14 protein-coding genes are annotated in these 13,184 nt (G+C 61.2%); 13 read left to right on the top strand and 1 reads right to left on the bottom strand.

Annotated elements, in window-relative coordinates; genetic code table 11:
- The first annotated feature begins 263 nt into the window (after positions 1-263).
- The 11 genes from AC0NIH_RS13200 (at position 264) to AC0NIH_RS13150 (ending at position 8,653) form a co-directional block, all read left to right on the top strand.
- Positions 264-479 carry a Flp family type IVb pilin gene (locus AC0NIH_RS13200; RefSeq protein ID WP_473461564.1) on the top strand — a complete coding sequence of 72 codons (216 nt, stop codon included), beginning with the start codon at positions 264-266 and terminating at the stop codon, positions 477-479.
- Between the two features lie 51 nt (positions 480-530).
- On the top strand, positions 531-731 hold the full coding sequence (locus tag AC0NIH_RS13195; protein ID WP_473461561.1) for a Flp family type IVb pilin: 201 nt from the start codon (positions 531-533) through the stop codon (positions 729-731).
- A 95-nt stretch (positions 732-826) separates the two neighbouring features.
- Positions 827-1,867 carry a Flp pilus assembly protein CpaB gene (gene cpaB, locus AC0NIH_RS13190; RefSeq protein WP_031258213.1) on the top strand — a complete coding sequence of 347 codons (1,041 nt, stop codon included), beginning with the start codon at positions 827-829 and terminating at the stop codon, positions 1,865-1,867.
- 55 nt (positions 1,868-1,922) lie between these two features.
- Positions 1,923-3,359 carry a type II and III secretion system protein family protein gene (locus tag AC0NIH_RS13185; RefSeq protein ID WP_473461558.1) on the top strand — a complete coding sequence of 479 codons (1,437 nt, stop codon included), beginning with the start codon at positions 1,923-1,925 and terminating at the stop codon, positions 3,357-3,359.
- 4 nt (positions 3,360-3,363) lie between these two features.
- Positions 3,364-3,642 carry a hypothetical protein gene (locus AC0NIH_RS13180; RefSeq protein ID WP_473461555.1) on the top strand — a complete coding sequence of 93 codons (279 nt, stop codon included), beginning with the start codon at positions 3,364-3,366 and terminating at the stop codon, positions 3,640-3,642.
- Positions 3,643-3,761: 119 nt separating this feature from the next.
- Positions 3,762-5,228 (top strand): pilus assembly protein TadG-related protein, encoded by a 1,467-nt coding sequence (locus AC0NIH_RS13175; protein WP_473461553.1) that lies wholly within the window; start codon positions 3,762-3,764, stop codon positions 5,226-5,228.
- 4 nt (positions 5,229-5,232) lie between these two features.
- Entirely contained in the window at positions 5,233-5,727 is a 495-nt protein-coding gene (locus AC0NIH_RS13170) for a TadE/TadG family type IV pilus assembly protein (RefSeq protein WP_181176798.1), read from the top strand.
- The gene (locus AC0NIH_RS13165) at positions 5,721-6,353 is read left to right on the top strand and encodes a TadE/TadG family type IV pilus assembly protein (RefSeq protein ID WP_473461550.1); all 633 of its coding nucleotides are present in this window, start codon (positions 5,721-5,723) and stop codon (positions 6,351-6,353) included. The genes AC0NIH_RS13170 and AC0NIH_RS13165 overlap by 7 nt, the downstream gene beginning before the upstream one ends.
- Positions 6,350-7,513: a CpaE/TadZ family protein gene (locus AC0NIH_RS13160; protein ID WP_473461548.1), complete on the top strand. Its 1,164-nt coding sequence runs from the start codon at positions 6,350-6,352 to the stop codon at positions 7,511-7,513. The genes AC0NIH_RS13165 and AC0NIH_RS13160 overlap by 4 nt, the downstream gene beginning before the upstream one ends.
- Entirely contained in the window at positions 7,497-8,075 is a 579-nt protein-coding gene (locus AC0NIH_RS13155; RefSeq protein WP_473461545.1) for a L,D-transpeptidase, read from the top strand. Before AC0NIH_RS13160 ends, AC0NIH_RS13155 begins: the two co-directional genes overlap by 17 nt.
- Positions 8,072-8,653, top strand: a complete 582-nt coding sequence (locus AC0NIH_RS13150) for a hypothetical protein (RefSeq protein WP_023767792.1) — start codon at positions 8,072-8,074, stop codon at positions 8,651-8,653. Before AC0NIH_RS13155 ends, AC0NIH_RS13150 begins: the two co-directional genes overlap by 4 nt.
- 26 nt (positions 8,654-8,679) lie before the next feature.
- Here AC0NIH_RS13150 and AC0NIH_RS13145 read toward each other — a convergent pair whose 3' ends face one another.
- Entirely contained in the window at positions 8,680-9,216 is a 537-nt protein-coding gene (locus tag AC0NIH_RS13145; RefSeq protein ID WP_031258210.1) for a hypothetical protein, read from the bottom strand.
- Positions 9,217-9,541: 325 nt separating this feature from the next.
- On the opposite strand from AC0NIH_RS13145, the gene AC0NIH_RS13140 reads away from it, so the two are divergent.
- Entirely contained in the window at positions 9,542-10,990 is a 1,449-nt protein-coding gene (locus AC0NIH_RS13140; RefSeq protein ID WP_352712483.1) for a TolC family protein, read from the top strand.
- Positions 10,991-11,032: 42 nt separating this feature from the next.
- Positions 11,033-13,165: a type I secretion system permease/ATPase gene (locus AC0NIH_RS13135; protein ID WP_473461542.1), complete on the top strand. Its 2,133-nt coding sequence runs from the start codon at positions 11,033-11,035 to the stop codon at positions 13,163-13,165.
- Positions 13,166-13,184 lie beyond the last annotated feature (19 nt).

Raw genomic sequence — 13,184 nt, 5'->3', positions numbered from 1 at the left:
TAGAGCTATCTAAATTAGGCTGCAGACATAATTGTGAACGAATGGTTAAGAGCGCTTGAAAAATTAGACGAATCAAGCTCTTGCTGAAATTTGAGGGCGCTTCGAAGTCGCCAGTTCATGTATTGGAAAGTTAAGGAACCGTTAATCCCGTTTGACTTGGCAATTTCTCGGGACCTAGGATCGAGATGACGGGGGATGCTGGGTATGGGGTTCATCCTTGGCTCTGTCTCGTCGGGTTCAAACCTCCAAAGGGAGAAATTGACATGAAGAAGCTCATGACGATGACCCGGCAGTTCCGCGACGATGAAAACGGCGCTGCTATGGTCGAATACTCAATCCTGATCGGCATCATTGCCGCGGCATCGATCGTCGCGGTCATCGCTATCGGCGGATGGGTCGGCAGCCAGTTCACCGGCCTTTGCGTGAAACTCAGTGGCAAAGGCTTGAGTGCTGCTGGCGGTGCAGGCGGCACGTGCTGACGCTGCGATCCGCTCGTTGAGACGGAATCGGCCAAAGAAGGATAGATAATCATGAAGCGGCTTATCGAAGTAGCCCAGCAGTTCCGCAACGACGAAAACGGCGCTGCCATGGTCGAATACTCGATCCTGATCGGCATCATTGCCGCGGCATCGATTGTTGCGATTATTGCCATCGGCGGATGGGTCGGCAGCCAGTTCACCGGCCTTTGCGTCAAGCTTGGCACTAACGGAGTTGCTGGAAGCACTTGCTAAAAAACTTCCTGGGCCGGAGTCGCTCGATTTCGGCCCAGGATCTTGCGCTTTGAAGGGGCTGAGATTCGCCCGGCGGGCGATGGTGGGGTGGGAAGATGCGCGCTAATACGCTTATCATGATTGTTCTCGCCGGCGTGTTCGGCGTGCTGGCGGTGGTGCTCGCCAATATCTGGCTGGCCAGCCAGCGGAATGCGATGGCGCGAACGGATGACATACCGCGCGATACGGTCGTGGTGGCGGCTGAGCCCTTGAAATTCGGCGACATGCTGACAGAGGACAAGCTGCGCGAAGTCGCGTGGCCGGCGGGCGCGGTTCCGGCCGGCGCTTTCAAGACAACGAAGGAAGCGCTGGCTGGCGAAGGCACCAAGCAGGCGTTGCAGGCGATCGGCACCAACGAGCCTGTTCTGGCCACCAAGATCACCGGCCCTGGCCAGCGCGCCACGCTTTCGGCGGTGCTCGGCGAAGGCATGAAGGCCGTTTCCATCAGGGTCAACGACGTGCTCGGCGTCGCCGGCTTTGTCTTCCCGGGCGACCGGGTCGACATACTCCTGACGCGCACGGCGCGCGGCGACGACGGCACGGACAAGAGTTTTGTCGACGTCTTGCTGCAAAGCATGAAGGTGCTTGCCGTCGACCAGGTGGCCGACGAGAGCAAGGACAGCCCGACAGTGGTGAAATCCGTGACACTGGAGGCCAGCACCAAGGATGCGCAGAAGCTGACTTTGGCGGCGGGCGCCGGCCAATTGTCGCTGGCGCTTCGCCAGGCCGCCGCCAGCAAGGGCGAGACGACCGAAAGGGTGACGCTGTCGGATCTGACCGGCGAAACGCCGGAGGACGTTGCCAAAAGGCAAGCCGAGCTCGACAAGAAGGCCGCGGCCGAAGCGGAGGCCGCGGCCGAGCGCAAGCATGCCGAGGACAAGATTGCCGGACTGACCCAGGCGGTGGAGCGGGTGGGAAGCCGCCTCGACGAGTTGGGCAAGGTGAAGCCGGCTCCGGCCGTGGTGTCGGCTCCGGAAGTCCGGGAAGTCGTCAAGGAAGTGGTCAAATACGTGCAGCCGGAGCCGCCAAAACAGGTGACGGTTGGTGTTTTTCGGGGTGTGAAGCTCGAGACATATGACGTGCCGCGACAACCATAACAGCAGCGCGGCGATGAGTTTGGCGCTGCCGCGGGCAGCGATTGGGGAGACGGGGATGCAGGGGTCTTGGTTGAGGAAGGCGGCGGCGGCGTTGTCCTGTCTGGGCGCGTTGTTGCTGACGAGCCTCGCGGCCGATGCGGCCGACAGATTTATCGACGTGTCGAACCCTAGCGTCCATCGTGTTTTCCTGCCGATGTCGCAATCGGTGACCATCCAGGTGAATGCCAATCTGGGCGACATCGTCGTCGGCGACGAGAAGATCGCCGATGCGCAGCCGATGACCGACCGTACGCTCTATGTCATTGGCAAGGGCGCCGGCACCACGACGGTCAATCTGTTCTCCACCGACAAGCGCTCGCTCGGCGTCATCCAGATCGAGGTCGGCGTCGATGTCAGCGACATGGCGCAGGCCATCCGCCAGGTATCGCCACGGTCGCGCATCGAAATCGGTTCGATCAACGGCAAGGTCAGGCTTGGCGGCCATGTCAAAGACGGCGCCACGCTGGAGGCCATCATGCAGGTGGCGCAGCAATATGGTCCCGACGCCATCATCAATTCAGTCACCGTGGATGACAGCCAGCAGGTCAATCTGGAAGTGCGCGTGCTAGAAGCCAAGCGCAACGCCGGTCGCGACCTCGGCGTGTCGTTCCGTAGTAGAGGCAGCAGTGCAACCATTTTTGGAACCGGCATCGCAGCTACTACTCCACCCGGAGCGGATCCAGGAACCCTGGTGACGGGTCTGCTGTCGAAAACCAATCCTTTCGCGTCACTAATCACCCAGATTATCGACAGCAACATCAAAGTCGATCTGATCATCGAGGCGCTCGAGGCCAAGGGCGTGGTGCGCACGCTGGCGAACCCCAATCTCACCACGCTTTCCGGCGAGCCGGCCAGCTTCAACGCAGGCGGCCAGGTGCCGATCCGCAGTGTCACCAAGGATGGCGTGATCCAGATCGAGTACAAGCAATTCGGCGTCAATCTTCAGTTCACGCCGATCGTGCTCGCCGACGACAAGATTCATATCAGTTTGGCGCCAGAGGTGAGCGACCTGACCGGCTTTACCAGCGCTGGCGACCCGATCTTCACCAACCGCAAATTGGATACGGTCGTCGAACTGCGCGACGGCCAGAGCTTCGCGGTCGGCGGCCTGCTGTCCAGCAAGACCACCAAGCTTCAGAACCAGGTGCCGTGGCTCGGCCAGGTGCCGGTGATCGGCACGCTGTTCCGCAATTCGAGCAACCAGAAGGAAGAAACCGAGCTGGTCGTCATCGTCACGCCGCACATTGTGCGGCCGGTCAAGCCCGGCGAGCAGTTGGCGACGCCGTTCGACAAGACGCGACCGGCCAACGATCCCGAGTTCTTCGTGCTCGGTCAGCTCGAGGTGAACAAGGACATGATCCGTAAATATGAGACGGGTGACGGCGTCACCGGCCCTTATGGCCACATGCTCGACTTCAAATCGAAGGACAAGATGCTCTATGTCAAGAAATAGCGCCTTGATCCTCATTCTGAGCACCGGCCTGCTGACGGGCTGCGCCGCCGACTATCTGAACCACTACGACACCGTGACGCTCGCCGCCGGCGACACGCAGAAGTTCAATTCGATGCTGCAGACCGTCGACCCGCTCAATCCAAACTCCAGGAACACACATATCGAAGGCGACGGCACGCGTGCCGCGCTTGTCGCGCACAGCTACAAATTTCCTCCGCCACCGCCACCACCGCCGGCGATCACGGTCAATGTCGGCGGGTCCGGTGTGACGACATCGCAGTGAACTGAACGGAAGGATGCGGAGGGCGCCGGGCATGCGAGGGGCCCTGACGCAGGAAAGCAGAGAGTAAGGTCATGTTGGGGACCATTCGAGCCTTCTGGAACGATCAACGCGGCGTAGCGATGATCCTCGTGGCGATTATGATACCCGTGCTTATCGGCTTCTCGGTGCTGGCCATCGATATGAGCCGGCTCAACGGGCTCCACAACGATCTGCAGAAGGGTATCGACGCGATGGCGCTCGCCGCCGCGGCGGAACTGGACGGCAGATCGGATTCCATCACCCGGGCCAACTTGGCCGTGACGACCCTCGTCTCCAATAACACCCTGTTTTCGACATCGGGCGATCATCCGCTGGTTTTGGCCGATGTGACCGTCAAGTATCTGACCGGCATCCCCGCCAGCGACGAAACCGCATTGAGCGCTGCCGGCGTCGATGCCGATGGCACAAATTGGGCAAGCACGGATCCCAAGGCTGTTTCATTCGCTGAAGTCACGATCAATGCTTCCGGCGTTGCGGCTGGCGCAGGTGCCTTCGCGACGATCTTTCCGGCAAGCCTGGTCGGCAGCAAGGACACCATGGATATCCAGCCGCAGGCGGTGGCCGGGTTTGTTCAGTCGATCTGCGAGACCGTCCCACTCTTCATGTGCAATCCGTTTGAGACCGACACCCCGGCAACCAGTAAGACAATCCAGCAAGCCTTTGCCTCTGGAGACACCTACAGCCGCGAATTCCGCGTCCTGAAGGTGGATTCCAACCCTGGCCCCGGCAATTTCGGCCTGATCGACAACAACCTTAGTTCGCTGCGTGATGCGATAGCGATGGGCACCTCTGGCACCTGTTACAACCGGAACGCGCTCACCACGAAAACCGGCGTCACCCTTGGCCAGGTCAATACTGGTCTCAATGTCCGGTTCGACCTGTACAGCGGCTCGTTGAACAAGAGCAGCAAGGATTTCAATTACCGACCGGCGAGCAACGTGCGCAAGGGCCAGAAGAACGGCTGCAGCAAATATGATCCCGTTACGGACAACACCGCGTTGCCTTTGCCTCCGGGCACCAACTACGTCGATGCGAAGGGAATGTCCGACGCGATCGGGGCGCAGAGCTTCTGGACAAATTACTGGCAGGTCAACCACGGCGTGGCGTACCCGAATGTCCCAAGCATCACCAACCCGACCGGCTCCAAGACCGCTCCGGCTTCCAGATATGACGTCTACAAGTACGAGATCGCCAAAAGCCTTGTCGATGACAAATCGCTGGCGCCGACCAAGGAAAGCGGTACGCCGTCCTGCTACAAGGGAGACAACCCGACACCCGATCCGGATCGCCGGCTGCTCAATATGGCGATCGTCAACTGCATCGCCAATCAGGCCAAGCTAAACGGCCATGTCTCGATCAAGCCCGACGGCTACGCAAGCGTCTTCATCAACACGCCAATCCAGAAGCAGGACAATAGCAAGGACGACGAAGATTCGACTGCCGGTGAGAAGCCGATCAGCCTGGAGATCGTCGATGTCGATGGCGGCTTTGCCAACAACACCCTTGTCGACAAGGCGTTTCGCAACGAAGCGCAATTGTACCGGTAGCGCCATGTTCATCAAACTGAGGCAGTTCCTCCAGCGGTTCCACCATGACGAACAAGGCGCCGCCTTGGTCGAGATAGCGATCGTCACGCCACTCGTGTTGCTGCTGTCGGCCGGCGTCTTCGAGTTCTCGAACATCTTCAACACGCGCCTGCTTCTCGAAGCCGGCGTCGAGGATGCCGCTCGTTACATGGCGCGCTGCAGCAGCGACTGGAATACTTGTTCAGCGTTGGCAACGAACCTGGCCGTGAACGGGGCCGTCACGAACGGTACCGCGCGCGTTACCGGGTGGACCACGGGTCAAGTCACCATTATCAAGGCTCAGTCGATCCAGGCGACCGATGCGACCGGTAACGAGCTCTATCTCAGCAGCACCGGCACCGTCATTGTCGTGAAGGTCAGCACCGCATATCCATATCCCACTCTGGGCCTCTGGTCTTACCTTGGCTTTGGTGCCCTTACGCTCAATGTGTTCCATCAGGAGCGTGTCTTCGGATGGTGATCTCGCACGGCACGTTCTGGAGAGACCAATCCGGCGCGTCAATGGTGGAGGCGGCCATTGCGATGCCCATGCTGCTGACCCTGCTGCTCGGTTTCGTCGATTTTGGCTATGCCTTCTACCAATGGAATGCCGGCAACAAAGCAGTGCAGGCGGGCGCGAGATTGGCGCAGATTTCCACGCCTGTCGCAATCGGGCTTCCATCTGAGACGATAACGCAGAGCGATGTAACCAAGGTCGGCACCGCGGTTCCGGCCGGCACGTATGATTATGTATGCACTGCAAGCGCAGCGGGCGTGGCTTGCTGCAGTGTCGGAGGAGGCTTGTGCAAGCCCGAGAACGCGAGCCAGGCCTCGTTCGACGCGATCTATGACGGCACCCCCAATCGTGCCGGAATGCACACCTTCCTGCCCATGCTGGTAAAGTCCGAGGTTCAAATTGAATACGCCGCGTCCGGCCTGGGCTACTGGACGCGTCCCGGCGGGCCGGTACCAACGATCACCGTCAGCATTCAAAAACATCCCTTCCAGTTCTTCTTTCTGGCCGGTTTTCTCGGCCTCGGAACCATCACCATGCCCTCCATGCTGAGCACGGTCACGGGCGAAGACATGAAGAGCACCTTCCCATGAACGCGATGAACACCAAGGTTACTCCGACCAAGCGAAAGCAGGTGGCGCTGTTCTCTTCGGATGCGAATTTCAAGCGCGAGGTGGCGACGCGGCTCGATGCGCTGGCGATCTATGACGTCAGGGTTTCCGAGACGGACGATTTTCTCAAGGGCCCGCCCGCCGATGCGCGCCCGGGCATCGTCATCCTCGATCTCGGCAGCGGCGGGCTGCTCGGCAGGCCCGGCATCGTCGAGGCGCGCGCGCTGTGGGCGTCCGTGCCGCTGATCGCGGTCTCCGACGAGCTGACGTCGGAGCAGACGCGCGTGCTGGTGCGCATGAACGCCTCGGACTGGCTGCACAAGCCGCTCGACGGCAAGGAGCTGCTCAACGCGGTGACCTTCCACGACACCGGCAACCAGGGAACGAAAAGCCGCATCATCACCTTCATCAGTGCCAGCGGCGGCGCCGGCGCCACGACGCTCGCGCTGTCGGCGGCCGAATTCCTGGCCTCGAAATCGGCCGAGCGCGCGGCTTCGACCTGCCTGGTCGATCTCGATTTCCAGAGCGCCAATTGCGGCGCCTATATCAACCAGTTCAACCAGTTCGACCTGACGGGCATCATCGGCCAGCCCGAACGGCTCGACGTTGAGCTGATGGACGTGATCAAGCTTTCGCGCCCATCCGGCCTCACCCTCTATGCATTCGAGCGGCCGCAACTGCCCTTCGAGCCGCATGGCAGCGATTTCGTGTTCCGGCTTCTGGACCTCGTCGCCTACCGCTTCGACGACATCGTCATCGACCTGCCCAATCTCGACACGCCCTGGCACAATTCGGTGCTTTCGACGAGCGACGAGATCTTCATCGTGTTCGAGCTCAACGTCGCGTCGCTGCGGCAAGGCAAGCGGCTCTACAGCAAAATCCGCGAACTGCGCGGCAACGCGGTCAACATCACGCTCGTCGCTAACAAGCACAAGCGCAAATGGTTCGGGAACCACTTCTCGCGCAGCGAGCTGGAGAAGATATTCAAGGCGCCGCACATCAAGTCGCTGGCGCTGGATAACGCGCTTCTCGCCGATGCCTTGAACCGGGCGATCCTGCCTTCGGAAGTCGACGGGCGGGCGCGCTTCAACAAGGATCTGAAGACGATGTTCAAAGAGCGGCTCGATGACGCTGCCCGATAGGCATCGGATCGCCTCGGGGCTGGCGGCCGCCTGCATCGCGGGCCTGGCGCTTGTGATGCCGGCCGGCGCCCATGCCGGGTCCGCGGGCGCTCCGCCGCTGCCGGCCATGGGCCCAAGCCTGCGCAAGATAGTCGCCTTCGAAACCGCCGAACAGCCCGGAACGATCATCATCCGCAAGGACGAGAAGGCGCTCTACCTGGTGACACGCCAGGGCCAGGCACTTCGCTACAAGATTAGCGTCGGGCGCGACGGCTTCGGCTGGACGGGGATCGTCAAGGTCGGCGCCAAGACGGAATGGCCGCAATGGCGCCCGCCCAAGGAAATGCGTGCCCGCCAACCGGAGTTGCCGGAAATGGTTCCGGCCGGCCCCTACAATCCGCTCGGCGCCAGGGCGCTCTATCTGTCTCGGGACGGGCACGACACGCTCTACCGAATCCACGGCACCAATGACCCGTCAGGGGTCGGCTTCGACGGAACATCGGGCTGCTTCCGCCTCACCAACACCGATGTGATCGACCTTTTCAAGCGCGTCGCGATCGGCGCCAAGGTGGTGGTTCAATGACGACGATCAGCGAGCCGGGCATGCCGGCGATCGATGTTGGCAAACGCGAACAGGTCGCCGTCGACAGATCCGGCAACACAAAAGCGATTGGCATCGTCGCCGCCGGCGCCTTGCTGGTCACCTTGGTCAACATGGCGGCTGCCATCTATCTCTATCGGGGCATCAACGACCTGCGCTCCGTCGAGGCGCGGCTGGAGCAGCTCGGAGCGTTCGAGCAACGGATCGCGGCGCGGCTCGATACGGTCAACAACGGCTTCCAGAGCCGGTTCGAAAAACTGGACAGCCAGCTGCAGGGCAACTTCAACGAAATCAATGGCAGCCTTGCCAGGCTGGAGCAGACCCCGCCCGCCGTCGCCGGCAACAGTCCGCCGAACATGGCGGAACAATCCGAGGTTACCACCAGCACGGTGGCGGAAGCGCCCGAGGCGCTCGACAGCGAAACCGCTGGCGAGGCCAGCGTCATCGAGGCGCCGCGACCGCCCAAGAAGAGGATCGCTTCGGCGCCGCCTCCCCCCAACTCCAACTACCAGCGCATAGAGCAGCCGGACGGCAAGGTCTATTACCGCAAGGTCAATTGACCGCGGGTGCCGGTATTGACGGCGTCTTAGAGATCCCGCTGCAGGGTTACGAGCTGCATTGCCCGCAACTCCGCGCGTTGTTTCGCTTCGGTGAGGAAGGCAACGTGACAGTAAACACACGCGGCCGTGCCCAGAAGCAGGACCATGCTGTTCTGCCAGGAGAAATCGACCATCAGCGAGAATTGGAGCCCGCTGGGCGCCGTAAAGGCGGCAATGGTGCTCGCCGTCTGAGATTGGCTGCTGGCGGCTATCATCAGTCCCACGAAAAGCAGCGCCAGATGGTTGGCCAGAAAGAATGGAGCCCGCTTGCGGGCGTGGCAGGCAAGCCAGCTGACGATCAAGGCGGCGGCCAGGATCGTGAAATCGAGAACCATCGAGCTGTCCAGATAGAAGTCGACCTGCTGCCAGAACATCGTCGACAACGGCCGCAGTTCAAGCCAGATCCACCACATTGTGGGGCTCGCCGGATAGGCGCCCAGCAAGAATGTCGCGATACGCGCTCCCGCCAGGATGGCAAGGACAAGAGCGGGAAAGAGAAAGAGCAGAATCGGCTTGCGTTTCATGTCGCCCTCCACATTAGCAATCGATGATAGACGGCAGAACTTGCGCAACCCTTAACGGCCGGGATTGCCCATTAGGAAGATTGGCTGGCGCATCAGCAGCGGCCTTCACGTTTCCCTAACCGTACACGTCGGTTTTATGTGCCATTTTTGCTACATCACGCGGACGTTCTGGCTGGAAAATACTTTTAGCGTTTCCTAAAATAATAATTACCCACATATTTCGTGTAATCTGGTAGATGATCCACCGACGGCCGGCCTTGCTTGGGCCCAGGTTTGGTTGTGGCGCCCCGGAAAAGGGCGTTGGGGAAAAGTTGGGGCGGGCTAAATGAAAAAAACACGCATTTCGGCGATGGGCAAGCGCTTGGGTCTTTTGATGGCGGCCACGATGCTGTCTTGCGGGGGTGCAAATGCCCTCACGCTCAAGGAGGCCGTGGCGGTAGCTGTCGAGTCCAATCCCGAGATCGGCCAGGCCATAGAAAATCGCGAGGCGATCGAATTCGAATTGCGCCAGGCAAAAGGGCTCTATCTTCCCAGCGTCGACGTGGAAGCATCCGGAGGGGCTCGCCGTCTCGACAACTCGTCGCGTCGCGCGCTTTCCCTCGATGATGACAACCTCTACCCGGCAGAAGCCGATCTGACGGTTTCACAGACCGTCTATGACAGCGGTGCAAGGCGGGCCGAGCTCAATCGTCAGGCATCGCGGGTCGATGGCGCGTCGTTCCGCGTGCTGGAGCGGTCCGAATTTATCGGGCTCTCGGTGGTCCAGGACTACCTCGAATACATGCTGCAGGCGTCGATCGTTTCAGAGGCGAAGAAGAACCTGGGCTTCCATCAGGCTATCCTCCACGACATCCAGGAAGGCATCGCGGGCGGCGGACTGAACGAAGCCGACCGGCAACAGGCCGAGGAGCGGCTGTTCGCGGCCAAGGCCCGCATGCAGGAAGCCTCGGAGGAGCTGGAGGCTTCGAAGATACGGTTTTTCAAGACCGTCGGGAAACCGCTGACCAATGCGTCGCGGCCGGGCGACGTTTCGACCGCGCTGCCGAGGTCGCTGGACGATGCGCTGGGCCTGGCACGAGCAAACAACCCGCGCGTCCACATGGCCAACAGCGATATCGCCGCGGCGGCCTCGCTGGTGGACGCGGCCCGAGCGAAGTACGGTCCCTCGATCGTCGCCGAGGGCACGGCCCGGGCGGGATACGATATCGACGGCGACAATGGCGACACATCCGACCTGCAGGCGCGCTTGGTGTTGCGCTGGAACCTCTATCGGGGCGGCATCGACAAGGCCAATGAACAGGAGCAGATCCGCCGCACCAGCGAACAGCGGCTCGCCATGCATCAGGTTCTGCGCGAGATCGAAGAAGCGGTTCGTACCTCATGGGATCGCCGCTTCCGGCAGGCCGACCTGGCAAAGACCCTGAAGCTGCAGGCCGCCTCCAACGAAAAGCTGGTCGCGTCCTATCGCGAACAGTTCAAGGTCGGGCAGCGCTCGCTGCTAGACGTGCTCGATGCGCAGAATACGCGGTTCAACACCGCGACGCTGGCGGACACCGCATCCTATGCGTCACTCTTTGCCCAGTACCGGCTTCTGGCTGCGACCGGGGAATTGCTGAAGACGATGGATATCCAGCCGGCAAAGCAGGCCAACGCCTACGCACGGACCGAGTTCGCCGCACCGGAAACGGCTGACACCGAAACCTATGCGCGCACGCCCTCGGAACAGAAGAATGACCTGCCCTTCGACATTCTGGCGCCGGTCAGGAAGAAGTAAGCAGCGACATAAGGCGCGACCGACAGTCCTCGCGGGCAGATCGTGAACCAGCAACCCCATATCCTGTCGCCGAAGGAGGCTTTCAAGGCCTGCTTTTCGGCCGTTGCCGCGTATCTCGGCCGACCGAGCGCCGAGACCGTGCTGTTCGCCGGCGTGCCGCTGTCGGATACCCGCGTCGAGGTCGACGAGATCCGCAATCTTGCCGAACGCATAGGTCTGGAAGCGCGGGCGTTCGGCCATCGCGATTTCCTGCGCGGGCGGATCGATCTTCCCGCGATTGTCTTTCGCGTCAGCCAGTTGCCTGTTGCCCTGCTCGCCGAGGAGGAAGGCGGCGACTATTTCACCGCCCCCCAGGAAGACGGGCGCACCGCGATCAGCCGATCGGAACTCGCCGCCAGCTATATCAGCGGCGGTGTGTCCTTCTCGATCACCTACGCCAACGCCACGGAGGCGATGAGCATCGGCTCGGCGCCGAAGATCGAGCGGCGACATTGGCTGACGGGGACGATGGGCGGCTTCTGGCGCACATATTCGAAAGTCGTGCTGTCGGCGATGTTCATCAATCTGCTCGCCATCGCCTCGCCGATCTTCACCATGAACGTGTACGACAGGATCCTCCCGAACAAGGCGATATCGACGCTCTGGGTCCTGGCCATCGGCATCGGCGCCGTCATCGTGTTCGACCTGCTTCTGAAGACCGCCAGGGCGTCGCTCATCGACTATGCCGGGCGCAAAGCCGATCTTCGGATTTCGTATATGCTGTTCGAGAAAGTGCTCAACTCGTCGCTCTCGGCGCGACCCGGTTCGACCGGCGAGTACGCAAACCGGATAACGCAATATGAGTTCGTGAGAGAGTTCTTCACCTCGAACACCATCAGCGTCTTCATCGACACCGCTTTCGTGTTCGTCTTCCTGCTGGTCATCTATGCGATCGGCGGCTGGCTGGTCATCATTCCGGCCGTGGCCTTCCTGGCGTCGGTCGCCGTTGGCCTGGTCACGCAGCGGCGCATCGGCAAGCGGGTCGCGGCCTCGATGAACGAGGCTTCGCAGCGCCAGTCCCTGCTGGTGGAGTCGATCTCCACGCTGGAAACGATCAAATCCCTGCGCGCCGAAGCCTATCTCCTGCGCAAATGGGGCGAGCACTCGAAGAACGCCGCCAACACGTCCGAGAAGATCAAGCAGCTTTCGGCGGCAGCCGGCAACATCACCCAGGCGATACAGCAACTGGTCACCGTCGCCCTGGTGGTGGCTGGCGCCTATGCCTTTTCGGAGGGGCACGTCTCGACAGGGGCGATCATCGGGACGGTGATGCTGGCGGGCCGGGCCGTGGCCCCCCTCGGCCAGATCGCCATAACACTGTCGCGGTTTCGCCAGGCCATGCTCTCGTTGCGGATGGTCAACTCGATCATGGCCCAACCGGAAGACCGGCCGGACACGGTGGGCTTCGTAAACCGCCCGATCCGCAATGGCGCGATGGCATTCAAGAACGTCGGATTCGTCTATCCCGGTTCCGAAAACGAGGTTCTGTCCGGCCTGAATTTCACCGTCAAGCCCGGCGAGCGGATCGGCATAATCGGGCGGATAGGATCCGGCAAGACGACCATGGGCCGGCTGATCGGCAGGCTCTTCCTGCCGACCTCCGGCGAGTTGCTGCTGGACGGGATCGACATCCGCCAATACCACCCGTCGGAGGTTCGCGCCGCGGTCGGCATCGTTGCGCAGGCCGGCGATCTGTTCTCGGGCACGATCAAGGAAAATCTGCTGATGGCCTGCCCGGAAGCGACCGATGAGCAGATCATCGACGCGGCCAGGGCTGCCGGTGTCGACGAGTTCGTCTCCCGCCATCCGCGTGGCTACGACATGAACGTCGGCGAGCGTGGCACCAACCTTTCCGGTGGACAGAGGCAGACGGTGGCGATTGCCCGGCTGCTGCTGACCAAGCCGAAAATCGTTTTCCTGGATGAGCCATCCGGCTCGATGGACCTGGCGTCGGAACGTCAGCTGATAAAGCAGCTCAAGGTGGCCTTTGACCGCGGCACCACGCTGATCGTCTCCACCCACCGCTTCAGCATGCTCGAGTTGGCCGACAGGCTGATCGTGATCGAGCAGGGCAAGATCGTCGCCGACGGACCGAAAGAACAAGTCATACAGGCGCTGCAGAAAACAAATGTTTGAGACAAATTATATTGATCCA

The sequence above is a fragment of the Mesorhizobium sp. WSM1386 genome (assembly GCF_055901595.1).
This window is presented reverse-complemented; position numbering and strand designations above follow the sequence as displayed.